This window comes from Dyadobacter jejuensis, assembly GCF_003149085.1.
Classification (GTDB): Bacteria; Bacteroidota; Bacteroidia; order Cytophagales; family Spirosomataceae; genus Dyadobacter; species Dyadobacter jejuensis.
The window spans coordinates 258,784-282,413 of sequence record NZ_QGDT01000003.1; the positions used below are offsets into that span (position 1 = coordinate 258,784).

The 23,630-nt window shown below is 44.3% G+C and carries 19 protein-coding genes; 6 read left to right on the forward strand and 13 right to left on the reverse strand.

What is annotated here, in order from left to right; translation table 11 throughout:
• Window positions 1-553 precede the first annotated feature (553 nt).
• The gene (locus CLV98_RS07970) at window positions 554-1,282 is read left to right on the forward strand and encodes a proteasome-type protease (protein ID WP_109673786.1); all 729 of its coding nucleotides are present in this window, start codon (window positions 554-556) and stop codon (window positions 1,280-1,282) included.
• A gap of 62 nt (window positions 1,283-1,344) precedes the next feature.
• On the opposite strand, the gene CLV98_RS07975 is transcribed toward CLV98_RS07970, so the two are convergent.
• The 5 genes from CLV98_RS07975 to pdxA all read right to left on the reverse strand — a co-directional run bounded on the left by CLV98_RS07975 (window position 1,345) and on the right by pdxA (window position 9,069).
• Entirely contained in the window at window positions 1,345-3,666 is a 2,322-nt protein-coding gene (locus tag CLV98_RS07975; protein ID WP_109673787.1) for an efflux RND transporter permease subunit, read from the reverse strand.
• Between the two features lie 75 nt (window positions 3,667-3,741).
• Complete coding sequence (locus CLV98_RS07980; protein ID WP_109673788.1) at window positions 3,742-4,926, reverse strand: class I SAM-dependent methyltransferase; 1,185 nt, start codon at window positions 4,924-4,926, stop codon at window positions 3,742-3,744.
• Between the two features lie 53 nt (window positions 4,927-4,979).
• A complete protein-coding gene (locus CLV98_RS07985; RefSeq protein WP_109673789.1) occupies window positions 4,980-6,779 on the reverse strand; it encodes a tetratricopeptide repeat-containing sensor histidine kinase in 1,800 nt (599 codons plus the stop codon).
• Window positions 6,780-7,040: 261 nt separating this feature from the next.
• Window positions 7,041-7,928 (reverse strand): YicC/YloC family endoribonuclease, encoded by an 888-nt coding sequence (locus tag CLV98_RS07990; protein ID WP_109673790.1) that lies wholly within the window; start codon window positions 7,926-7,928, stop codon window positions 7,041-7,043.
• A gap of 22 nt (window positions 7,929-7,950) precedes the next feature.
• Window positions 7,951-9,069: a 4-hydroxythreonine-4-phosphate dehydrogenase PdxA gene (gene pdxA, locus CLV98_RS07995; RefSeq protein WP_109673791.1), complete on the reverse strand. Its 1,119-nt coding sequence runs from the start codon at window positions 9,067-9,069 to the stop codon at window positions 7,951-7,953.
• A 95-nt stretch (window positions 9,070-9,164) separates the two neighbouring features.
• Here pdxA and CLV98_RS08000 point away from each other — a divergent pair, with 95 nt between their 5' ends.
• Entirely contained in the window at window positions 9,165-10,091 is a 927-nt protein-coding gene (locus CLV98_RS08000) for a 2-hydroxyacid dehydrogenase (RefSeq protein ID WP_109673792.1), read from the forward strand.
• 73 nt (window positions 10,092-10,164) lie between these two features.
• On the opposite strand, the gene CLV98_RS08005 is transcribed toward CLV98_RS08000, so the two are convergent.
• The 4 genes from CLV98_RS08005 to trpS are packed head-to-tail and all read right to left on the reverse strand — an operon-like array spanning window position 10,165 to window position 13,293.
• Window positions 10,165-10,731, reverse strand: coding sequence for a 50S ribosomal protein L25/general stress protein Ctc (locus CLV98_RS08005; RefSeq protein ID WP_109673793.1), 567 nt, complete (start codon window positions 10,729-10,731; stop codon window positions 10,165-10,167).
• Between the two features lie 37 nt (window positions 10,732-10,768).
• On the reverse strand, window positions 10,769-11,713 hold the full coding sequence (locus CLV98_RS08010) for a ribose-phosphate pyrophosphokinase (RefSeq protein WP_109673794.1): 945 nt from the start codon (window positions 11,711-11,713) through the stop codon (window positions 10,769-10,771).
• Between the two features lie 39 nt (window positions 11,714-11,752).
• Window positions 11,753-12,319, reverse strand: a complete 567-nt coding sequence (locus tag CLV98_RS08015) for a phosphatase PAP2 family protein (protein WP_109673795.1) — start codon at window positions 12,317-12,319, stop codon at window positions 11,753-11,755.
• A 2-nt stretch (window positions 12,320-12,321) separates the two neighbouring features.
• Window positions 12,322-13,293, reverse strand: a complete 972-nt coding sequence (gene trpS / locus CLV98_RS08020; RefSeq protein WP_109673796.1) for a tryptophan--tRNA ligase — start codon at window positions 13,291-13,293, stop codon at window positions 12,322-12,324.
• 256 nt (window positions 13,294-13,549) lie between these two features.
• On the opposite strand from trpS, the gene CLV98_RS08025 reads away from it, so the two are divergent.
• The 3 genes from CLV98_RS08025 (at window position 13,550) to trxA (ending at window position 18,345) form a co-directional block, all read left to right on the forward strand.
• A complete protein-coding gene (locus CLV98_RS08025) occupies window positions 13,550-14,215 on the forward strand; it encodes a DUF2461 domain-containing protein (protein WP_109673797.1) in 666 nt (221 codons plus the stop codon).
• 61 nt (window positions 14,216-14,276) lie between these two features.
• Window positions 14,277-17,927 carry a DNA polymerase III subunit alpha gene (gene dnaE / locus CLV98_RS08030; RefSeq protein WP_109673798.1) on the forward strand — a complete coding sequence of 1,217 codons (3,651 nt, stop codon included), beginning with the start codon at window positions 14,277-14,279 and terminating at the stop codon, window positions 17,925-17,927.
• 85 nt (window positions 17,928-18,012) lie between these two features.
• The gene (gene trxA / locus CLV98_RS08035; RefSeq protein WP_109673799.1) at window positions 18,013-18,345 is read left to right on the forward strand and encodes a thioredoxin; all 333 of its coding nucleotides are present in this window, start codon (window positions 18,013-18,015) and stop codon (window positions 18,343-18,345) included.
• Window positions 18,346-18,411: 66 nt separating this feature from the next.
• On the opposite strand, the gene CLV98_RS08040 is transcribed toward trxA, so the two are convergent.
• The 4 genes from CLV98_RS08040 to CLV98_RS08055 all read right to left on the reverse strand — a co-directional run bounded on the left by CLV98_RS08040 (window position 18,412) and on the right by CLV98_RS08055 (window position 22,982).
• Complete coding sequence (locus CLV98_RS08040) at window positions 18,412-19,302, reverse strand: aldose 1-epimerase family protein (protein ID WP_109673800.1); 891 nt, start codon at window positions 19,300-19,302, stop codon at window positions 18,412-18,414.
• 47 nt (window positions 19,303-19,349) lie between these two features.
• Complete coding sequence (locus tag CLV98_RS08045) at window positions 19,350-20,564, reverse strand: aspartate aminotransferase family protein (RefSeq protein ID WP_109673801.1); 1,215 nt, start codon at window positions 20,562-20,564, stop codon at window positions 19,350-19,352.
• Between the two features lie 118 nt (window positions 20,565-20,682).
• A complete protein-coding gene (locus tag CLV98_RS08050) occupies window positions 20,683-21,792 on the reverse strand; it encodes an ATP-grasp domain-containing protein (protein WP_211319995.1) in 1,110 nt (369 codons plus the stop codon).
• Between the two features lie 164 nt (window positions 21,793-21,956).
• On the reverse strand, window positions 21,957-22,982 hold the full coding sequence (locus tag CLV98_RS08055; protein WP_211319996.1) for an acyl-CoA reductase: 1,026 nt from the start codon (window positions 22,980-22,982) through the stop codon (window positions 21,957-21,959).
• A 131-nt stretch (window positions 22,983-23,113) separates the two neighbouring features.
• Here CLV98_RS08055 and CLV98_RS08060 point away from each other — a divergent pair, with 131 nt between their 5' ends.
• Window positions 23,114-23,464 carry a 4Fe-4S binding protein gene (locus CLV98_RS08060; RefSeq protein WP_109673803.1) on the forward strand — a complete coding sequence of 117 codons (351 nt, stop codon included), beginning with the start codon at window positions 23,114-23,116 and terminating at the stop codon, window positions 23,462-23,464.
• Window positions 23,465-23,630 lie beyond the last annotated feature (166 nt).

Sequence of the window (23,630 nt, forward strand, 5' to 3'; positions counted from 1 at the left end):
TTTGGCAATTTACCCTTGAATTTGGGTGGATTTATATTAATTTTTAATTCTAAGCCCTAGCCTATATGGTCCTTGTGAGCTCGTTTTTATTAGGCCATCCCCAAGATGCTGACTCAATTCTGCACGGGTATATCAACTTTATTTAGGTTCGTACAGGCCATGAGTTACTATTCTATGTAACTTCGATACTCATAATAGTAACTAGTTGGTTGTGTCATACCCCTCTCTTTATCAGTATTATAGTACCCATTTAGGCTGCGTTATCGAAAAAAAAGAGTATTGAATCTACAGGCAGGGCCTATGCAAGCTGGAATAGGTAGGGTGGTCGTTAGTCGTAGTCTTTTGAATAGTGGGTTAGGACGGGCTATCTATATTTTAATTGGTAAGTGTCTCGTCACCTTCAGACTAGGGGAGCAGTATAATGTTAGGCAGAGTATGGCCTGGGCTGGCGGGCACGGAATCAACAAATAACTTATGGCTTCGATATTCGTCTAACATTATTGGTAAATTTGCCCGAATAATTAAAAAAGTAGCAAATTGAAATTTTGAAATTATGACATATTGTTTGGGTATTAAATTAAAAGAAGGCTTGGTAGCGCTGGCCGATACCAGAATTACGGCTGGTACCGACACGAGTTCCAAGAAGAAGGTTTATCTAGCCAAAAAAGGGGGGCATTCCTTATTTATTATGACCAGTGGACTGCGCTCCGTTAGGGATAAGGCCGTGCACTACTTTGAGGAGCTTATTGAAGAGGGGATGGTCTATAACAAGATGTACAAGGCCGTAAATGCTTTTGGAGAGCAAATCAAGCGGGTAGCACTAGAAGATAAAAAAACGTTAGAACGATCGGGCTTTCGGTTCAATCTGAATGCCATTGTAGGGGGGCAGTTGGAAGATGACGCCGACCATAAGCTGTTTTTATTATATTCCGAAGGCAACTGGGTGGAATTGGACGAAGGTGCTCCTTATGTGATAATTGGGAATTCAGGACAAGGGAAAGCCATTCTAAACCGGGTTATTGATGAGGATTCTACCATGAAGCAGGCACTTAAGGCGGCATTTCTATCCTTCGACTCCACCCGAGTGAGTAATAATGACGTAGATTTCCCTATCGATGTGGTGCTTTATAAAAAGAACAGCTTTCAAGTGGTGGAACACCGGTATCATAGAGAAGACCTACAGCAGGTGTCAGGGATATGGGCCGATAAGCTAAAAGATGCTCTAAACGATATTCCTGAAGAATGGATGGACAGCAGCTTCGACAAAATGCCGAAAGATTAAATTGGTTTTGATGTCCATGACCTGGAGTCAAGCAGCATAAGGCTTGACTCCAGGTCATGGTTTTAGACTGGTTTTACATTCTTACCCTGCCGCTTGGCAATTGAAAGCAGGAGGGCGGGTAGTAGTATAAGATTGGTACACATGGCGACCAACAGGGTGATGGACACCATGACTCCCATGGCGGCAGTACCTCCAAAGCTCGAAGCGGCGAATATCGAAAACCCGCAGAACAATATAACCGCTGTATAGATCATACTGAGTCCGGTTCCATATATGGATTGGGTGACTGCTTGAGACGGGTTCAGCCCGTGATTATAGAGTTCTTGGCGGTAACGTGTCAAAAAGTACACGGTGCCATCGGAGGCTATGCCGAATGTAATACTGAAAATAAGGATGGTAGTAGGCTTGAAGTAAATTCCAAAATAGCCCATAATACCGGCCGTCAGGGCCAGGGGAATTAAACAAGGTAGTTTCGAAAGTAAGATAATGGGGATAGAACGAAATAGAACCATTCCTACTATGGCGATCAGGATAATGGCGATTAAGAGGCTTTCATATAGGTTGCTCAGGAGGTAGTCGTTGCTTTTTAGAAACACCAGGCTATGTCCGGTAAGGGCTACATGATATTGCTCCGGGTTAAAAATGGAGTCGATCTTCGGACGAATATCGCTGAGAAGTACTTTGATGCTATCAGAACCTACATCGGCCATCTGAAAACTGACCCGGGTGATCCTTTTGTCAATATCCAAAAATGAATTCAACTGCTCGGATGCTCCTTCCTGATTGGATAAATAATCCTTCATTTTGGATAGCTGCATGGCTCCAGGCAGGGCAAAGTATTTTTTATCGCCACCTCTATAACCTTGGTACAAAAACTTGGTAGCCTGCACTACCGACACCGGTTTAGAGAATTCAGGGTATTTGGCCATCAGGTTCTCCAGGGCCTTGAGCTTGTATAGGGTACGAGCCTGATTGCCAAAAACTCCGTTAGGCTCCTTGGTGTCGACCATTACTTCGAAAGGTAAGACCCCATTAAAATTTCTTTCGAAAAACCGCAAGTCTGTATATACAACATCTTTTTTGGGGAGGTCGTCGACTACATAGCCTATGGCCTTAATTTTGGTCATTCCATAGGCCGAAATCAATATGACTACGACCATGGAGATATAAATTTCTTTTCGCTTGAAATGAACCAGGTAATCTACTTTTTCTAAAAAACCGGCAGCCCATTTACCTTCCAAATGCTTTAGATGGCGGGTTTTAGGTTTGCTCATATAGAACAAAGTGATGGGCAAGAGGCATAGGCAGAGCACGTAGGTGATCATCACACTGATGGCCGCTACTACACCAAACTCCACCAGCAAGATGCTATTGGTAAAATAGAATACGCCGAAACCAATGGCCGTCGTGAAGTTGGCCAGGAAGGTGGATAGGCCGATTTGACCTACCATTTGTCGAATCGATTCATCCTTTGGCTTGCCAGAAGTAAGCTCTATTTGATACTTGTTGATCAAAAAGATGCAGTTAGGAACCCCAATCACGATGAGAAGGGGTGGGATCAGGCCTGTTAAGGCCGTTATTTTGAAGCCAAATAGCTCCAGTAGTCCTACGGAATGGATTACGCCTATTAGTACGACCACGATTGAGAGCATGGTAAGCCTAAATGACCTGAAAAAGGCAAATAGAATAATGAGTGTTACCAGGATGGCTAGCCCCATAAAGAGCTCCATTTCACTGGAAATCTTTTTCATGTTGACGGTCCTGATATAGGGCATTCCGGAATAATGCAGATCCACCTGATGTTTTTGAGCGAATTTTTCGGCCATAGCCTCTAAATCATCGACTATTGTAAGTCGGCGTTTCGAATTGAGGTCTTTGTCGTTGAAGGTAATTACCATCACGGTGGCTCCTGTTTTGGAATTCAGAATGAGGCCATCATAAAAAGGAAGATTGGCAACGCGCTCTTTCAGACTGTCTACCTCTACTTGCGTGGTGGGCGCATGATTCAACAGGGGTTCGAAATCGAAGCGTTTCAAACTATCATTTCTTACCACTTTCTGAAGGTTGGCCAGCGACAATACATTTTTTATGCCTTTGGTTTCCTTTATTTCGGTGGTTAGGGCATACCAGTCTTTAAATTTATCCAATTCAAATAGCTGTTCGTCCTGCCATCCTATCACCATCACACTTCCATCCTCACCGAATCGCTGTCTGAAATCCTGGTATTCTTTTTCAATGGGGTCGGTAGAAGGTAGTATCCTGGCAAATTGATAGGATAGTTCAATTTTACTGGCCCGGTAGGCCATGAAAATCGTTGAAAAGAGTATTAGTGCTACCCATACCATTCGATATCGAATGATATAAGAGGCTATTTTATTCCACATAGCGGGTTTTTTTTGGTATTCAAAGCCACAAAGATAAGCAGCCAGTTGAGAAAAATGACGATTGGGGTTAAATCCTTAGAGGTTCAGAATTCGAAGTAAATGATGATAATCAATATCGAAGTAGGTCAAAGCCGCCTGAATTTTTTTCCAGGTACGCTGATTTTGTACCGGATCCCTTTTTGTTTTTAATGCGGTAATCATCACGTTTTTAGGCGTATGCGCATCCGAAATGAACTGGAACACTTTGGTTTTGTAGCCAAAATACTCTAGGACCAATGCACGGATACCGTCAGTAACCATTTCTGCCTGACGTTCCATTAAAATACCATGTTTTAGTAAAAACTGTAGGTCCGTCGCCCCATTTGAAGCTTCCATAGAACGTCTGATTTGCTTATGACAGCATGGAGCCACTACGATGAGGTCGGCATTCGCATTTATTCCCTTGGCAATGGCGTCGTCGGTGGCCGTATCACAGGCATGTAGGGCAATCATCACCTGCAAGTCTTCGGGTTCATATTGCTCGATGGTTCCTTCAATAAAATGGAGGTTATTAAAGTTACTTTTTGAAGCGATTTGATTGCATAATTCTACCAAATCCTGGCGGTATTCTACACCAGTGACGGATATGGGTGCATTGGTAGTTTTGGTGAGGTAATCGTAAAGTGCGAAGGTTAAATAACCCTTTCCTGAGCCCATGTCCGCCACGTGTATGGGAGCCTCGCTGGGGAGTTCGGCCAATAACGAGCTAAGAATTTCTATATAATGATTAATTTGTTTGTACTTATCCTGTGATTTTTTGTAGACCCTACCTTCGCCGTCAGTAATGCCGAGTTCATGCAAATAGGAGGCGCTCGTAGAGGAAATCAACCGCTGCTTTGGTTGGTCATGTTGAGACTTCGCAGAAAGGGATTTGGAGGGCTCCAATTGCCTCAGTCTTTGCTGGCCATTGGCCAAAACTTCATACTGATAATCTTTGCTACTCGTGAAGAGATTGCCAATCAGAAATGCGTTGCTGAGATAGGTAGCCAGGATATTGAGGCCTTCATCGAAGGTATAATTCTTGGTAATGTCTTTGGTTTTATAGCGGAAAACTAAGTTAAGCCTAGGCCCCTGCTTGATGTTGATGCTTTTGATATAAATATTCTTCAAATCCTTTTCTTCTCCCTTATAATGGCCCAATGAGGCAGAGATGAAGGTGCCCCCGTCGAGGGCCTCTTTAAAGTGACTAAAAAAGGTATTCTGTAATTGGTTGGGTGTCATTGGTTATATTAATCTGGTCGGTCCAGGACTGTGATGGATATTCAAATGGTTACTCAAGTTCGAGGAATCTTAATGAAGATGAAGGTGCCATTTTCTATTTGTATTTTTAGTGTTCCGGAAAGGCTTTGTACCCTGTTGCGTACATTGCCAAGGCCCATCCCACCATCTGTTTTTACACGAAGGCCTATGCCATCGTCCGAAACCGTTAAGTTGATAAATTGAGGGTCTGCCTCAATCTGAATTCTTGCTAATTTGGCCTGGGCATGTTTTAGAATATTATTGGTGAGTTCGAGTATGATGCTATACATTTCAAACTCTACCTTACTTCCTAGGCGCTCATCGAGGCCACTTACATCGAATGTAAAGCTGATCTCATTATTTTCATTGAGTTTATCTACCAGCCTTTGTATGGTCAGTACGAGGCCATGGGTTTCCAAATCGTCGGGCATCAGGTTATGGGATAGGCTGCGCAAATCCTTATAGGCCTTGCCTACCATTTGTTGAATACTGTTGTAAATGGTGCGTTCATGATCGGGAAGTATCTTTTTGTCTATCCCATATAGGTACCAATTTAGGGAAGCCAACGTCCCCCCCAGGCTGTCGTGAAGTTCGGCAGCCACACGTTTGCGTTCGAGGGTCTGTCCCTTTATTAACGCACCCTTGATTTCTACATTTTTCTTGCGTAGATTGATGTTGGCCCTCCATAAAAAGATCGCAAATATGATACTCAAGACCAATATTCCAATAAGGAATACCTGGATCGCGTTTTGTTCTTCAATGGTCTTGTTTTGTATTTCAATATCCATTTGTTTGTTATCGAACATCAGCTGCGACATGGTAAACTGCCGTTCGATACGTTCCTGGTGCGTCAGCCGCCTTAAAAAACTGATTTGTTCTAAGTATTCTACTGTGGTCGGCAGATCATTTTTCTTTTTATAGGCTTTTGCCAGGCAATTGAGCGCCCAATTGGTATGTAGGGTGGAGTGATATCTTTTTGAAAAGTCCAGGGCCAGCTTACCGATTTCTATAGATTTATCAAAGTCGTTGGTGATATAATAGAAATTATTTAAATCATTGTAAACGTTCAGTAGACCATATCGGTTGTTGATGGATTTGTTAATCGCTAGGGCCCTATAAAATAGATTTTCGGCCTTTTGAAACTGTAATCGACGTAGGCACATATACCCTTCCGACTGAAGAACGGATGCCTTACCAAAGGGATTATTTAATTGGTCGTTGAGCTGATATGCCTTATTGTAGTTTTCTTCGGCCAGTTCCCACTCGTTCTTTTCCCGGTGGTAGTTGGCGATATTCTCGAGGCATAAGGCTTGAGCGCTGTCGGCCTTATACTTGATGAAGGTGGCCAAGGCACTTTCAAAGTAAAAGTAGGCCTTGTCAAACTCCCTGTATTCTGCATAGCTTTCGGCCAAAAACCGTTCCGCATACGCCTTATATACGGGCAGGTCTAGCTTGATCGATAAGTTATAGCTTTCATTAGAAATCTCTCTGAGTATATCGTAACTACCGTCTATCAGGTAATAGGTGCTCAAAAGATTGTAGGTGTCAAGTTTCCCCCGATCCCAATGGTTTTTCTGACATAATGCTAGGGCTTCTTTGGCATATCGAATGGTCACCGAGGCGTCGTGAAACAGATATTTACGGGCCAATTGGTTATATTTATTAATGAGCATGGTGTCCTTGGCAAAGTTTCCAGTGGATGTCAGGGCGGAGAGTCCTTTGTCAGAACTAATCACGTCGTCAACTGGCTGCCCTTGGAGGGGGAGCACTCCCACCAAGGGTACTAATAGGACTATCCAAAGCAGATGGAGTTGATTTCTAAAAATAAATGACATCCAATATATAACTTAAGGGTGGGTTATGCGTCATGAGTCACGGACATTACTTGCCAGTTCTTCTAGTTCAAATATAACCTTTTACATCGATTTGTATACAAGAATTTGTGATATGTTCATAGCCTATCTGGTACTAGACTGGGGTACGCTTAGCGCATCCCGGTGTCGGACCATAAAATTGATAGGTAGGGGGATGTTCTTTGTAGAAAGAGCAAGACCCCAAACAGCTTACTGTGGGGTCTTGCATATCAGTGGACCATCTTAAATGATGTTTAAAGTTTGTTCTTTTATCTTTTCGAGTTCGTCTTTCATCTGAACTACTAGTCTCTGAATAGTGGCATCGTTGGCCTTGGAACCTATCGTATTGATCTCTCTGCCAATTTCTTGGGTTATAAAATTCAGCTTCTTTCCGTTGCTTTCCGGAAGGTTTAATGTTTCAGTAAAATATTCGAGATGATTACTCAGCCTTATTTTCTCTTCGGAGATGTCAAATTTTTCTATATAATAGATGAGTTCTTGTTCAAATCTATTCTTGTCATAATTGTCTTCAGCCAAAAGCTCGGTTACCTGCTTCTCCAGCCGCTGACGAACGGCGGGAATTCTCTCCTGGTCTTGTTTTTTTACCCCTTCCAGTAATTCGCCAATGGTCTGAATGTATTCTTTGAATTTGGCAGCGGTCATTTGGCCTTCTTGCTGACGGAATACATTACACTTTTGAAGGGCTTCTTTTACGGCTTGTTTTATCACATTCCAGTTGTTCTCTTTGTCCAGGTCTGGAGCCGCGTCATTATTATAGGCATTGGGCAGTTGCAAGGCAATTTTTAGGAGTGCCGTGCGGTCAGGCTCAAAGCCCATTTCTTTGGAAGTGCCAGCTAAATCTTCAAAATAAGCTTTTACTAAGGTTCTATTGACTGTGGTGGAGGCCACCGTTTTTCCAACTGGCTGCACGGTAAGGGTGAGTTCCGCTTTGCCTCTTTCTAGAGCCTGCGTCAATAAGTTGCGTATTTCTATTTCTTTATCGGAATAGTTTCGAGGAATGCGGCAATATAAATCTAAGAACTTTGCGTTTAGTGTTTTAATTTCCACCGATACATTTAGGGTTTCGGTTTCAATTGTGGATACGCCGTATCCGGTCATTGATTTTAGCATCAGGTGTTTTTTTAGTTATATCTTATTTATTAGAATTATTGAATCTTTGTTTACCTCCGGATTTGGCCGGATGCTGGTTTTCGGATTGTTGAGGCTTTGAAACGAGCGCATTGGCTTCGATGGAGGCACTCTCGGTACGGTAGGTCGATATATCGCTAGCCAAGTAGATGGCTTGTAAGAGGGACCCAGGTTCTGCTTGGTTTTTCCCGGCGATATTATAGGCCGTTCCATGGTCGGGCGAGGTCCGTACTACCGGTAGACCTCCAGTAAAATTGACCCCTTCATTGAAGGCAATGGCTTTAAAAGGTATAAGGCCCTGGTCGTGGTACATGGCTAGTACGGCGTCGTATTGCTTGTAGGTGCTGGCAGCGAAAAAGCCGTCGGCAGGAAACGGCCCAAAAACCAGTTCCCCTTTGTCGAGAAAAGCCTGCAGGGTGGGTTGGATCACGTCCTGCTCTTCACTCCCGATCAACCCATTTTCGCCCGCATGGGGATTGAGCCCCAGAATAGCCAGCTTGGGTTTCTTTATGCCGAAGTCCATACGGAGGGAAGCGAGCATTTGTTCTATTTTTCTGCTCAATTTGTCGGTCGTAACCTGCGACCGAACGCGTCCGAGTGGAATATGACCGGTCAATACCCCGACCCGAAGGTCACCGGACACCATAAACATCAATGCGTCGTTTACCGAAAAGGCATTGGCCAAGAATTCGGTATGGCCCGGAAAGGAGAACTCAGGACTCTGAATATTGTCCTTATTGATGGGCCCGGTTACGATGGCATGTATTTTACCATCTTTTAAGTCCTCGACTCCCCGTTTCAAACAGGCTAGAGATGCCTGTCCGGCCTCCGCCGTAATGGAGCCAGGGGCTATTTCTACCTGTTGGTCGGTCCAGCAAGTAATGACATTAGTGAATTTTTGATTGGCTTGTTCCACCTTGTGGATACCATGTAGCGACCAATCTTTCATTCCCAGTTGATTCTTATAGTAGTTCAACACACGCATCGAGCCATAAATGACAGGTGTGCAGAGCTTAGATAACTGATTGCCTTCTAGTGCTTTAAGAATGACTTCGGGGCCTATGCCATTATAATCGCCCAAGGTAATGCCGATAATGGGCTTATTGGTAATTAGATCGTTCATTTATGTAAATTCTACTATTTGTAATTCGGTTAGCGAATCCTGTTAATTTTGTGAGCCGCATTCCGTTGGCAAGTTACAAAAAATACTGTGCTCCTATGAAAATACTGATCGTTGATACGATGCATCCTTCAATATTTAATATGTTTGAACAACATGGATGGTCGTATGATTATTTACCAAAACTGAAAAGAGACGAGATAATGGCTCGTTTGGATGGCTACGATGGGTTGGTCATTCGCAGCAAGACTAAGGTGGATGAAGCGTTTTTATCCTCCACACAAACTCTGAAGTTTATTGCCCGTGCTGGGGCTGGACTGGACCTGATCGACCTGGCCGCAGTGGGCAAGCGCCAATTGCAGCTGTTTCATGCTGGAGAGGGCAACCGTGATGCCGTAGGGGAGCAAGCCCTGGGTATGATTTTGGCACTTTTTAATAATCTGTTGCGTGCCGACCGGCAGGTGAGGCAGGGGGTCTGGGATCGGGAAGGCAATAGGGGAGTGGAGCTCCTCCATAAGACGGTGGGGATCATTGGGTATGGCAATAATGGACGTGCCACGGCCAAGCGCTTTTCGGGGTTTGGTTGCGAAGTGTTGGCATACGACCGTTACCTTACCAATTATGGGGACGAATATGCCCAGGAAGCCTCCTTAGAAGAGCTCCAACGCCGGTGCGATGTGATCAGTTTTCATGTGCCCCTGACCGGGGAAACCCGATTCTGGTTTAATGATTCCTTTATTTCTTCATTTTCTAAGCCGTTTTATTTGATGAACCTATCTAGAGGGGAAGTGGTGTCGTTGCCGGCACTGGTGAGGGCCTTAGAGTCTGGCAAAGTAAGAGGGGCCTGTCTGGATGTGTTGGAAAATGAGAAGCTGCACACCCTGACCGAGCAACAGCAAGGGGCATTCGATTATTTGAAGACCTCTGATCGGGTGGTTTTGAGCCCACATATTGGGGGATGGACCCATGAGAGTTATGTTCGGATCAACGAGGTGCTCGTTCGTCAGATCGCCGAGAAATTTTAGGATACCTTATAAAACAAATATGCCGACCATTGGTCGGCACGTTTGCATCTATTAGCCATGAAAAATAAAATACTTATTTGCCCAATGTACCACGTAGTGCCCGAGGGATCTCTACAGAAGCAATGGGGTTACTTGCGGCCGTCAATATAACATAATTTTCGGGAGTAATTGCACCAACCTTAACAGATTTTCCTAAATCTAGGTCAGTAACATCTACTGCTACGAAATCTGGAATATTATCCGCCATTCCTTGCACGCGCAATTTACGCAATTTTTGGTTCATTTTACCACCTTTTATTACGCCAGCAGATGTTCCTGTAAGTTTTACGGGTACATCCACCTTTATTTCCTTGCCTGGCACGATCTCCAAGAAATCGGCATGAAGCAAAGAGTCATTTACAGGGTGGAATTGTTTTTCCTGTAAAATGGCATGGTATATAGTACCCTCGATATTGAGAGTAACATTAAATACATCTGGTAAGAAAAGCAGGTCGCGATACAACATAGCCGGTGCATAAAAATGCACTTGCTCAGCGCCACCATACAAAACAGACGGAACATAACCTTGTGAACGTAATTCTTGGGCTTCCGTCTTGCCGAGATTCGCTCTTTTAAACCCTACAATCTCATGCTTTTTCATAAGAATATTTATTTAATAAGAAGTTAAAAATACTAATTTACTGTTGATTTATAAATAATGAACTAATAGATTCATGGTCTCTAATACGTCCTATGGCTTTGGCAAATAATTCGGCCACCGATAGAACCCTTATTTTTTCATTTTGCTGACTCAAAGGAATGGTGTCGGTAACGATTAACTCTTCCAAAACAGAGTTTGCAATGTTTTCGTGCGCTTTACCAGACATAATTGGATGCGTACTTATGGCTCGAACCGACGAAGCACCCTTATTCTTGATGATTTCGGCTGCTTTGCACAGGGTTCCTCCCGTGTCGATCAGGTCATCTACCAACACCACGTCCATTCCTTCCACGTCTCCAATCACCTGCATGCTGGCTATTTCGTTGGCCCGTTTCCGATGCTTGTCACAAAGGATCATGTCTACATTCAAAAACTTGGCGAAATTACGCGCCCTGGCGGCTCCACCCATGTCGGGGGAAGCAATCAGCAGGTTCTTTAGGCCTAGTGATTGTATATATGGAACAAATATGGACGTACCCTCCAGGTGATCTACAGGCAGATCGAAAAAACCTTGAATTTGTCCCGCATGTAAGTCTACAGTCATCAGCCTGTCAGCGCCCACCGAAGTGAGCAAATTAGCGACTACCTTAGCGGCTATAGCCACCCTTGGCTTGTCCTTCCTGTCCTGCCTGGCATAGCCAAAGTATGGAATGACCACCGTAACATAATGAGCTGAAGCCCTGCGTGCGGCATCTACCATCAGCAAAAGCTCCATCAAATTGTCGGCAGGAGGAAATGTGGACTGGATTAAAAATACATCGCAGCCCCTAACAGACTCTTCGAAACTTGGGGATAACTCTCCGTCGCTGAACTTACGCAGGGTGTACCCACCCAGTTCCTTTCCATAGAACCGGGCGATGTCCTTGGCAAGGTATTCTGACTGACTTCCTGAAAAGATTTTAACGGTATTGAATGAACCCATGGCTAAGTGAAAATTTGCGCAAAATTATATAAAAATCAATTAATTATGACTGTTTTTAGGTAAAAATGTCTGATATACCTTGAAACTAAGCAGTGCAATAAGAAATCCTGCCAACCATCCTGTCAAAATATCTAATGGGTAGTGTACTCCTACGTAAATTCGGCTATAAGAATAGATGAGGACCCATCCAAGCAGAAAACGAAATTGAGGGCCCATCAGCAAGATCCAACAAATGGCCAAGGCCATGCTGGTAGAGGCATGCGAGGAGGCATAACCGAACATACCCCCACAGCCGTCTACCGTATGTACGAGCTGGGAAATGACCGGGTCATGGCAAGGACGGAGCCTGGCAAAGTAGGGTTTCATCAGTCCCGAGGTAACGAAGTCGGCGAGGCCCACGGCCGCTATCAACGCGATTACCATGGCAATGGCCCCTTTTTTGTTCTTTCGAATCGTTACTGCCAGTAGTATCAGATACATAGGGATCCAGCTGTATTTGTAGGTGATCCAGGACATAACAACATCCCAAAAAGGGCTATGCTGCCCATTTAACGCCAGGAAAATACGCTGGTCGAGGCTAATAAGATGCTGGAGGCTCTCATTCATGTTTAAAACCCGAGTACCTTTCTTACTTTTTGAATGGTCGACTCAGCCACCTCTTTCGCCTTGTCTTCCCCTTCAATTAATATTTTTTCGAGTTCGTCGGGGTGCTCCATATAATAATTGAAGATGCGCCGAGGTTCATCGAACTTCGTTAGAATGCACTCCAAAAGGGCTTGTTTGGCGTGGCCGTATCCGTAACCTCCTTTTTCGTAATTCGTTTTCATCTCCTGGATTTCCGATTCGGTCGCCAGAAGGGAATAGAGCTTGAAGGTGATATCGCTGCTCCAATCCTTGGGCTCTTCTAAAGGGGTAGAGTCGGAGATTATCTTCTTTATCGTTTTCTTTAATTCCTTTTCGGGTAGAAAGATATCTATAAAGTTATGGTAAGATTTGCTCATTTTTTGGCCATCGGTACCCGGAATGGTCATGAGTTTTTCATCTATTCGCGCTTCAGGTAGTACGAGTATTTCCTCACCAGCTAGCAAATTGAACCGGTTGGCAATATCACGAGACATTTCCAGGTGTTGTTTTTGGTCCTTTCCTACCGGAATGATATGGGCATTATATAGGAGAATATCGGCGGCTTGCAACACCGGATAAGTAAATAGGCCTGCATTCACATCGGAGAGCTTCTCAGACTTGTCCTTATAGGAGGTAGCGTTGGCCAACATGGGGAATGGCGTGAAACAGTTGAGATACCAGGCTAGCTCGGTATGCTGCTGCACTCGGGATTGCCGCCAGAATACATTTTCTTTAGTATCGAACCCAAAGGCCAGCCAAGTTGCTGCAATGGCCCTCACATACTCCTGGCGTAAGGCCCCGTCCTTTAGGGTGGTTAAGGAATGTAAGTCGGCGATAAAGAAAAATGATTCGTTTCCGGGGACTTTGGAGAGCTCAATGGCCGGAAGGATGGCCCCTAAGATATTGCCCAAATGCGGGCGACCACTACTCTGAATCCCTGTTAATATTCTGGACATTTTGTTTTGATCGGGTGATAAGTTTACACTGATAGACGAACCCTCTTGGTTAAAGACTGGCTATCAATTGGGTAGCTACTTCTTTGGGTACCGAGGTGTAGGTAGGTCCATCAAACAAAGTTCAAAATACGTTAAATTGAGTCAGAAAAACGTAGTAAATTTGAAATAATTAGGAATCTTATCACCAATTTTCCACTTTAAAGGCAACACCCTCCTCCCCGGGATATTTTACTTATACTTTAGCCAATACCATCATATGCTTCATCAGAACACGCTTAATTTTTTAAAAAACCTCGCTCAAAACAATAATAGGGACTGGTTTCAAGCGAATAGAAGTTCTTATGACGCTGCCAAAGCCGATTTCGAAGTTTTTGTGTCCAACTTAATAGGCGAGATAGGTCTTATTCAGGATCTGGGTCCGCTTCAACCCAAGGATTGTATCTTTAGAATCAACAGGGATGTTAGGTTCTCCAAGGACAAGTCCCCGTATAAGCTAAATCTTAGTGCGGGAATAGGACCTGGTGGGAGAGGCGCCGGTAGGGTGGACTATTATTTGCACATTCAGCCAAACGGTCAGTCGTTATTAGGAGGTGGAATGTGGAATCCTACAGCGGCGGAGCTGGCGCGGTATCGTCAAGAAATTGACTATAACGCCCACGAAATTCGGGACATCATTGAATCCGAAAAATTTAAGTCGTACTTCCCCGTTCTACATGGAGAAAGCCTTAAGACTGCCCCGAAGGGATACCCTAAAGACCATCCGGAAATAGACTTGTTGAGGCGAAAATCTTTGTTCTTTTCGCATTCCTTTACCGATCAAGAGGTATTGTCTGCCGATTTTCTGCAACGTGTCATGGAGGGTATTCTCGTATTGAAACCATATTGCGACTATATGAATTATATATTATATCAAGAAGAATAAACCTTTCCTTAGGCTAAGCCTGGTTTGCTCCTATCTGACACCCCAATTATCCAACTAAATTATGCAATTTTCGCACCTTCACTGCCATACCCAGTTTTCCTTACTCGATGGGGCGGCGGATATAAAAAAGTTATTTAAAAAAGCCAAGGCCGACAATATGCCTGCCGTGGCCATCACCGACCACGGCAATATGTTTGGCGTGTTCGAGTTTGTGGCCGAGGGCAATAAGCAGGGCATTAAGCCCATAGTCGGTTGTGAGTTTTACGTGGTAGAGGACCGGCATATTAGGCAATTTACCAAGGAGAAAAAGGATGTGCGCCACCATCAGTTGCTATTGGCTAAGGATGAAATCGGCTATAAAAACTTGGTGAAGATGTGTTCGCTGGGCTATATAGAAGGGATGTATGGTAAATATCCTCGTATCGACAAAGAATTAATCGTAAAGTACCACCAAGGCCTTATCGCTACCACTTGCTGCATAGGGGCCATTATCCCTAAAACGATCCTTCGGAAAGGAGAAGCTGAGGCAGAAAAAGAATTTAGGTGGTGGTTGGACCTGTTTGGAGAGGATTTTTATGTAGAGCTACAACGCCATGAAATTCGAGATCAGCTCATTGTTAACGATGTGCTGATTCGGCTGGCAAGGAAATACAATGTTAAAATTATAGCCTCCAACGACTCCCATTATGTGGATCAGGAGGACTGGAACGCTCACGATATCCTGTTGTGCATCAATACCGGTGACAAGCAGAGCACGCCAAAATCCAAAGACTTTGACGATGAAAAGGGCATCCCAAAAGGGTCTCGATTCGCCTTTTATAACGATCAATTCTATTTCAAGAATACGCAGGAGATGATGTCCCTGTTCAACGATCTGCCCGAGTCGATTGACAATACCAACGAAATAGTCGGCAAGATTAAGAATTTGGATTTACGAAAGGATATCTTGCTTCCCAACTTTCCAATACCCGATGAGTTTAAAACTCATACGCTTTCCGAAATGGTGGGAAAAAAGGAGCTTACTGCCGATGTGCTCAATCAATGGGAATATTTAAGACATCTTACTTTTGAAGGCGCTAAGGCCAAATACGGTACCATCACCGCACAGATAGAGGATAGGCTCAACTTTGAGCTGGATACCATCCGAAATATGGGTTTCCCAGGATACTTCTTGATTGTGGCAGATTTTATTGATGCCGGTCGGAAGATGGGTGTATTTATCGGCCCTGGACGGGGGTCGGCAGCCGGGTCGGTTGTGGCGTATTGCACAGGGATTACCAATATCGACCCCATTAAATACGATCTGCTTTTCGAGCGTTTTCTTAATCCTGATCGTATTTCACTTCCCGATATTGATACCGACTTCGATGATGAAGGGCGGCAGAAAGTGATCGACTATGTAGTGAAGAAATATGGGTATAACCAGGTGGCCCAAATCGTTACTTATGGTACCATGGCGGCCAAGTCGGCTATAAAGGACGTATCTCGGGTTATGGACCTGCCCTTGTTTGAGGCTAATACCCTGGCGAAGCTCGTTCCAGATAAGCCTAGTTATGGGATGACCCTGAATCGGATCTTCACGGCTCCTTTGGACGGAGAGGGGAGTTTGTTAAAGAAAGAGGGGATCTCGCCCGAAGAACTGGATAACGTTAAAAAGATGCGTTCGATCATAGCGGGGAATGATCTGCAAGCCTCTGTCCTTCAGGAGGCCAAAAGGCTGGAGGGGACCGTTAGGAATACGGGTATTCATGCAGCGGGAATTATTATAGCGCCCAGCGACCTTACTGAGATTATTCCGGTGAGTACCTCCAAGGATTCGGAATTTTTGATTACTCAGTATCAAGGGAAAATTATAGAAGATGCCGGTGTAATCAAAATGGACTTCTTGGGATTGCGCAACCTTACTATTATAAAAGAGGCTCTGCGACTGATCAAAAGGAACCATGGTACCGATATCGTAATCGACGATATCCCTCTCGACGACAAAAAGGTTTTCGAGCTGTTTCAAAAGGGGGAGACCAATGCCATATTCCAATTTGAATCGGATGGTATGAAAAAATACATGCGCGAATTGATTCCAGATCGGTTCGAGCATTTGATCGCCATGAACGCCCTGTACCGTCCAGGTCCATTGGCCTATATTCCTAACTTTATCAGACGGAAAAACGGGCAAGAAGAAATTACTTACGATTTGCCTGAACTAGAGGAGTTCTTAGCCGATACTTACGGTATTACCGTGTATCAGGAGCAGGTGATGCTCTTGTCGCAAAAGCTGGGTGGTTTTACCAAAGGGCAAGCCGATACCCTCCGGAAGGCCATGGGTAAGAAACAGATAGAAACCCTGCACAAACTAAAGGGCGACTTTATGAAGGGTGGAGGCGAAAAAGGCCTTGATTTAAAGAAGCTGGAAAAAATATGGACCGATTGGGAGGCATTTGCCTCTTATGCCTTTAATAAATCGCACTCTACCTGTTATGCCTTTGTGGCCTATCAAACGGCCTATCTTAAAGCGCATTATACGGCAGAGTATATGTCGGCGGTATTGACCAGCTCTTTGGGTAATATCGAGAAAATTACCTTCTTTATGGAGGAGTGTAAGAGCCAAGGCCTTGTGGTACTCGGGCCCGATATTAATGAGTCGGATAGGCAGTTCAATGCCAATGACAAGGGTGAGATACGGTTCGGGTTGGCGGGTGTTAAAGGCAGTGGTGATGCGGCGGTGGAGTCTATTATTGAAGAAAGAGACCTGAACGGTCCTTTTAAGGATATATTCGATTTTATAACCAGGGTGAACCTACGGACGGTCAACAAAAAAACGATTGAGAGCTTGGCTTATGCCGGTGCGTTCGATTGTTTTACGGAATATCACCGGGCCAATTTTTTCGCCCATGAACCCAACGAGACGGGTACTTTTATCGAACGCCTGATACGCTACGCGAATAATTTTCATAGTGAAAAAAACTCCGCCCAAGCCACCTTATTCGGAGCGTTCGGCGGAAATGATGCCCTGCTAGTAAAGCCTAAGACCACCGATGCCCAACCATGGAGCGACTTAGAGAAGCTGCGTTATGAACAGGAGGTCGTGGGTTTCTACATTTCCGGACACCCCTTAGATTCATTTCGAATAGAGCTCGAAAACTTCTGTACCTGCACCGCCGACCAAGTGATGCTGATACCGGAAGGTGAGAAACGCCCGCGAAACTACGATAAAGAAATTAGCATAGGGGGTATTGTGACCAGTGCCATGGAGAGAACTTCTAGGAATGGTAATACCTTTATGATCTTTCGGATTGAGGATTATGGAGGTTCTATAGAAATACTCTTAGGTGGGGAGGATTATATCCGTTTTAAAAATTACCTTCAAGTCGGGCATTTTCTTCATATTAAAGGCCGGGTTCAGAATCGCTGGAAACAAGAGGACAATTTTGAATTTAAGGTATTGCACATTCAGTTATTAACTGAAATTCGTGAAAAACTATGCCGTAAAATCAAGGTAAATTTACCCCTGGAGTTTATCGATGAGCGGACTATTCAAATATTGAAGGAAACATTTGAAAGTAACCCTGGAAGTTGTGCGCTGAATGTGGTGGTGGTGGATCAAGAATCGAGAATGGAAGTTGAGTTGCTCTCGAGGGGCTTTCGGGTGGCGCCCAGCAATGAGCTTTTTAAAACGCTCGGGCTCATGGACGGGGTGAAGTTTTATTTGAATTGATTTTGTGCTCTTCAAACTGGGAACTTTTAAACGGTAAAATTGATTAATCATACAACTTATTAATAACCAAGAAACAGAACTTAAAATGGGAAAAGCACTAGAAATTACCGATAGCACCTTTGAAGAATTGATCCAGAGCGAAAAACCAGTACTTGTAGACTTTTGGGCAGAGTGGTGCGGGCCTTGTAAAATGATAGGACCGGTGGTTGAAGAATTGGCCGGCGAATATGAAGGCAAAGCTATTATCGGTAAGATGGACGTGGATATGAATTCGGCAATTCCAGCCAAGTTTGGTATCCGTAGTATTCCTACACTTATGATATTTAAAGGGGGCCAATTGGTCGATAAAGTGGTTGGGGTAGTTCCTAAAACGACTTTGGAAGAGAAACTTAAGGCCCAAATCGTAGCGACCGTTTAATTGTTATTGATTGAATATAATAGTAGAGGCAGGATGCGAGCATCCTGCCTCTTTTGTATGATGAACCTACTGCTCGATGCCTTCGCTGATCTGAATGGTAAATTTCGCTTCATAACTTTCCTTCCCTGCTAGGCTTAGCATACCTTCCTTTTGTAATAGGTCGTGGTTAGTATCTGCAGCATCGGCTATTCCCTGCCAAGGTTCTATACAGACGAAATCGCCGTTAGGCTTGGCCCATATCCCTAAATAAGGGAAATCATGAAAGGAAACCTGCACTTGGTCCGTACTCGAATGACTCTTTAGGGTTACTTTTTTAGATTTTAAATTCTTAAAAATCAGGGCATCACCTGCAAATAATTCATGACTAAGCGGGAGGTATTTGGTGTTCTGTAACATGGGTTTGGTGCTTTTTAAGACCAAGCCCTGCTCGTCTAACAACCAAGTAGGCTCTGTTTCGGACTTCTCAAACTCTAAATAATAATCGGAATAGGATTCCCCTTCGTTAATGGGGCATTTGAAGGCCGGATGCCCACCCAGCGAAAAATACAGGGCCGCCTCACCGGGGTTAACGATGGTATGTTCGACTATAATTTGATTCTTGTTGAGGCGATAACGAATAAAAAATTCGAATTGAAAAGGATATACTTTCCAGGTCTGATCGTCATACGTTAAAGAATAGCATAAAGAGTCGGAAGTTTTTTCGACCAGGGTGATACGCTCATTATTTCGGACGAAGCCATGTCGGGGTAGTGGTATCTTCTGTTCATAATAACGTACATAACCATCTTTTACCGCGCCAATGGCAGGGAAAAGTACTGGTGCATGGCTGCCCCAGATTGCCGGGTCGGCATTCCATAGGAAATCCTTGCCCGATGATTTAGATTTTATTTCGCATAATTCAGCTCCTTTGGTCAAAACCGATATTTGTAAATATTCATTTGAAATCGTTTCTCGCATGGCAGAAAACCGGGTGTTAGTTTATAAAAAGGACTAGCGTAATGGGGTTATAGGGTGTCTAATACTTGGCATATGGTGCTACAAGCCTCCCTAATCTCATGATCTTGGATGGTCAGTGGCGGGGCTAAGCGCATAGCATCGTCGCAAAACAGGAACCAATCGGTAATGAGTCCTCTTTCAATGCAACGATCGATGGTAGTTTTAAGGATATCAAACGATTCCATTTGGACGGCCAACATCAATCCCTTCCCTCTAACTTCCTTTATACGCTCATGGACAAGTAGCGATTTGAAAAGCGCTCCTTTGGCAATGGCTTTTTTAGCCAGGTCATCGTGGATGGTCACTTGCAGGGCTGCCAAGGAGGCGGCACAGCTTACCGGATGGCCGCCAAAGGTGGTGATATGACCTAATACAGGATTGTTTTTCAGTACTTGCATAATCGTTTGAGGGGCCATAAATGCACCAATAGGCATGCCTCCCCCCATGGCTTTTGCACTTAAAAGAATGTCGGGGTAAATATTATAGTCTTCAAATGCCCAAAATGTTCCGGTTCGGCCAAAACCCGTTTGAATTTCATCTAAGACCAAAAGGGTCCCTGTTTGCGTGCATCGGCTCCGTAGGGCTTGGAAGTACCCACTGGAGGCGAGACGTATTCCCGATTCGCCCCCTACTATTTCTATGATTACTGCCGCTGTTTTTTGGGTGATCTGGTCAAGGTCCGACTCCACTCCATGACTGATCTGACTGATGCCGGGTAGTAAGGGCCTGAAGTTTGATTTGAAATATTCGGCTCCCGAAAGGCTTAAAGCCCCTTGCGTTGCCCCATGATAGGCGTTAGTACAGGATATAAATTCGCTTCTTCCAGTAAATCTTTTTGCCAGCTTCATGGCGCCCTCCACCGCTTCGGTGCCTGAGTTAGTGAAGTAGATATGGTCGATGGGCCCGTAGGGAGCCTGGCTTGCCGTCGTTTTATTGAGGGTTTCGGCCAAGGCTGCTGCCAGTTGGGTTTGGCTGCCTTGTACGAATTCCCCGTATACCAACAAATGCATGTGTTTGTTGAGCTGTTCGTGGATGGCCTTCAAGACCTCAGGGTGCCTATGGCCAATATTGCTCACGCCTATGCCAGATATCAGGTCCAGATATTGCTTGCCGTCGTTGTCTATGAGATAGAGCCCTTCGGCTCGTTCTATTTCTAAAGCCAATGGTGTATCTGAGGTTTGCGCTATATTTTGAAAAAATAATTGTCTTTGACTTATGTGCATTTCGAAAGTAACGTACTTTTTAAAAGTATTGGTTGGTTTGAAAGTTTAAAAGTAATAAAAGTATGATAGGGCTTGGTGCGAATGGAATGGCCTATAAGCAATGCGGAATGTTTGGTTATCAATCGGCCGGTAAATCCTGGTTCGAGGCTGCGCCACCAGGCTTCTTGGAGGTGGTGGATTTTTTGGCCGACATGGGCGCTTTGGTTCCTGCTTTCTTAGGGCTGGTGCTTTCTCGACGGGCTTTTGGGGTTGGCTTTTCTGGGTGGTCAATAGCTGAGCCAAGGATGCTTTCTCTAAGGAAAGTACCCCAGGTAAGGTTTGTCTGATTAGGTTCTACCTTTTGAGCACGGGCAATGGCCATGTTGGCAGTGGCCTCCACAATCCATTCAAAGTAATCGGGGCCTACGGAGTACATGTCCACATCGGGCGACGGATTACAAAAGTTGATGGCATAGGGGACATGGTCTTTGACGGCGAACTCTACCGCATTCATATCGTAGCCAAGGGCTTCATTGAGTCGTAAGGTGTCATTTTTCATACGGTCCAATACTTGCTGGTGCTCGGGAGTTGCCGCGGGCATTTCGATGGCATAGCGAAGGTGGTGTGGATGGCGTGGCTCATAAGGCATAATGAGTACCTCTTTCCGATCTACACATATACACCTATAATAGGCCTCGAAATTAATTTCTTGCTGCAGCAACATGGCTTCTTGGCCCGTCTGCTCGTGCTTGTTCCATAAGTCCTGTGGATTTAGCACCCTAAAAGTTTTTGTGCCCATCCTATTTCGATGAGGCTTAAGCATGGCTGGGAACCCTATCTGCCGAAACATTTCCTCCCAAGCCATGGGAAAGGCTAGGTTTCTAAATGAGTTCTCGTTGGTGCCGTCGGGTCGCTCCTTGGAAGGGAGCAATACGGTTTTAGGGACCGAAATGCCGATTTTTTCTGCTAAAGAATTGTTGAAATAGTGCTCATCCATACCAGTCCAAAAGGGGTTGTTGAGTACTGCTGTTCCTCCTAGTGCCGCATTTTTAAGGAAGGCCGAATAGAATGGTATTTCCTGGGCTATTCGATCCACGATGACCGCATAGCCCAGCGGGTGTCCGTTCGATACCATATCTATTTGTACACTTTCTGCTAAAATTCCTGGAATGTTTTTGCCGTTGATCCTGTCAATCACGGCATGGGGAAAGGTGTTTTCTGATCCAAATAATACTCCGATCTTTTTCATTTTTGGGGACTTTAGCGATGCCAGTAAATAAAACAAAATACACTTGATCGGCAAATGCCGCGATTCTGGCCGTAAACCAAGGAAAGATACAAAATTAATACTGCATCGGCAACGAGGGCATTGCCGATGCGGTATTAATTATTAAACCCTCCATCGAGAGGTTTTTATCCAAGTGAGCTTAAGAACTTCATGGTATCTACATTGTCGGCATAATCGGACAGGCCTGGCGACTGGCTTTTTCCCATTTCAATAGAATGAGGCCAATTTAACTGGGAGGAGGAAATAACACACTGTATTTTTTCCTGTTGATCTACGAGTGATTCTTCGATATCAGTCAATCGCTCGTACCGCTGGTAATGTAGCATACTTATGGGGGAAACCAGTGCTGGGCTCTCTGTAAGTATTAGGAAGCCATTGTCAAAGTGAGGGACTCTATTGATGAGTACGATTGATTTATTGTATTCATAATTGTTAAAGTATTTATGATGATTTAAAAATCGATCGGCCATAGGTTCTATTGCCTCATAAAAGGGCGTAAATTCATAGTCCTTTGGGACATATATTTTAGAGACGTTACGACAGCCAAGTCCATAATATTTTAGAACGTCTTCGCCTAAGGCCTTCAGTTCTTCGTGGGTCTCCTCTCCGGTCAGAATGGCGATAGAGGTTCGGTTTTTGCGAATGATATGGGGTTTCTTCGCGAAGTAGTAATGAAAGTACCTGGCTGTGTTGTCACTACCCGTGGCAATATAGGCATCCGCTTCGTTGAGTCTGTCGACGATTTGTATCTGTTCGGCTAGGCTTGGTTCGAAGCTGATCAGCTTTTGAAGGAGCAGTAGCATGAGCGCTTGGTCGTCGGTGCTGGGCTTAGCCAGTAAAGTGTGGCCTGAGGCCAGTACACATAGTACATCGTGAAAGCCCACGGCGGGGATATTGCCCGCCATCACTACACCTACTTTACAGGGTGAATTTGGTAGCGGGTATTTTTCCAGCCAGGCTTCCAGCTTATTTTTTCTTAGATATTGCTCAGCCAGGGCGAGCAAGGACTGTTGGACTAGCTCGGGTTTAAACCAATTGTTTTTGAGGTAGGCCGCCTGGCACCAGTCCGATAAAATGGCTTGGTTTTGCGGGTCTTCTATAAAGGAACCCAATTGGGTGAATGCATTTATTTGCTTAATTCTTGAAATCATTATAAAATTAATGGAGAAAATGTTAAACCCTGAATGGATTCAAAATTTCTGATTGTTGTGAAACTTTAAATAGTTATATTTGTTGTCTGTAACGACAAGAAATAGCAACAAATATAAACAATCCGGCGACTATGGCTATAATGATAACCGATGAATGCATAAATTGTGGGGCGTGCGAGCCAGAATGCCCAAATACGGCGATTTATGAAGGTGGTGTAGAATGGACTTGGGGAGATGGGACCAGTTTAGATGAAGTAGATTTTGGCGATGGCACCGTCGTAAGTGGAGCGGAGAAACAATCTCCTGTCTCGGACGAGTTTTACTATATAGTGAATGATAAATGCACAGAATGTATGGGATTCCATGAGGAACCTCAATGTGCTGCCGTTTGTCCGGTAGATTGCTGTGTTCCCGATCCTGAACATGAAGAGGATGAAGAAACCTTGTACGCCAAGAAGGCATGGTTGCATGCCGAGGAATAGCAACCTGTAGAGCTTACCGTTAAGAAACCCGCCATATGGCGGGTTTTTTTGTGTTTATGCCTCTCCGAAAATTGTAGTATATGCATAATATTTAATTCCTCTCATTTTTTATTGAAGTAGATAAAATTTGGTTAAAATAGAAAAGACAGAATATATTAAAAGTTTT

Bases quoted from the DNA above. Each gene is read 5' to 3' on its own strand.
- CLV98_RS07970 (WP_109673786.1), top strand. From the start codon at position 554: ATGACATATTGTTTGGGTATTAAATTAAAAGAAGGCTTGGTAGCGCTG.
- CLV98_RS07975 (WP_109673787.1), bottom strand. From the start codon at position 3,666: ATGTGGAATAAAATAGCCTCTTATATCATTCGATATCGAATGGTATGG.
- CLV98_RS07980 (WP_109673788.1), bottom strand. From the start codon at position 4,926: ATGACACCCAACCAATTACAGAATACCTTTTTTAGTCACTTTAAAGAG.
- CLV98_RS07985 (WP_109673789.1), bottom strand. From the start codon at position 6,779: ATGTCATTTATTTTTAGAAATCAACTCCATCTGCTTTGGATAGTCCTA.
- CLV98_RS07990 (WP_109673790.1), bottom strand. From the start codon at position 7,928: ATGCTAAAATCAATGACCGGATACGGCGTATCCACAATTGAAACCGAA.
- pdxA (WP_109673791.1), bottom strand. From the start codon at position 9,069: ATGAACGATCTAATTACCAATAAGCCCATTATCGGCATTACCTTGGGC.
- CLV98_RS08000 (WP_109673792.1), top strand. From the start codon at position 9,165: ATGAAAATACTGATCGTTGATACGATGCATCCTTCAATATTTAATATG.
- CLV98_RS08005 (WP_109673793.1), bottom strand. From the start codon at position 10,731: ATGAAAAAGCATGAGATTGTAGGGTTTAAAAGAGCGAATCTCGGCAAG.
- CLV98_RS08010 (WP_109673794.1), bottom strand. From the start codon at position 11,713: ATGGGTTCATTCAATACCGTTAAAATCTTTTCAGGAAGTCAGTCAGAA.
- CLV98_RS08015 (WP_109673795.1), bottom strand. From the start codon at position 12,319: ATGAATGAGAGCCTCCAGCATCTTATTAGCCTCGACCAGCGTATTTTC.
- trpS (WP_109673796.1), bottom strand. From the start codon at position 13,293: ATGTCCAGAATATTAACAGGGATTCAGAGTAGTGGTCGCCCGCATTTG.
- CLV98_RS08025 (WP_109673797.1), top strand. From the start codon at position 13,550: ATGCTTCATCAGAACACGCTTAATTTTTTAAAAAACCTCGCTCAAAAC.
- dnaE (WP_109673798.1), top strand. From the start codon at position 14,277: ATGCAATTTTCGCACCTTCACTGCCATACCCAGTTTTCCTTACTCGAT.
- trxA (WP_109673799.1), top strand. From the start codon at position 18,013: ATGGGAAAAGCACTAGAAATTACCGATAGCACCTTTGAAGAATTGATC.
- CLV98_RS08040 (WP_109673800.1), bottom strand. From the start codon at position 19,302: ATGCGAGAAACGATTTCAAATGAATATTTACAAATATCGGTTTTGACC.
- CLV98_RS08045 (WP_109673801.1), bottom strand. From the start codon at position 20,564: ATGCACATAAGTCAAAGACAATTATTTTTTCAAAATATAGCGCAAACC.
- CLV98_RS08050 (WP_211319995.1), bottom strand. From the start codon at position 21,792: ATGAAAAAGATCGGAGTATTATTTGGATCAGAAAACACCTTTCCCCAT.
- CLV98_RS08055 (WP_211319996.1), bottom strand. From the start codon at position 22,982: ATGATTTCAAGAATTAAGCAAATAAATGCATTCACCCAATTGGGTTCC.
- CLV98_RS08060 (WP_109673803.1), top strand. From the start codon at position 23,114: ATGGCTATAATGATAACCGATGAATGCATAAATTGTGGGGCGTGCGAG.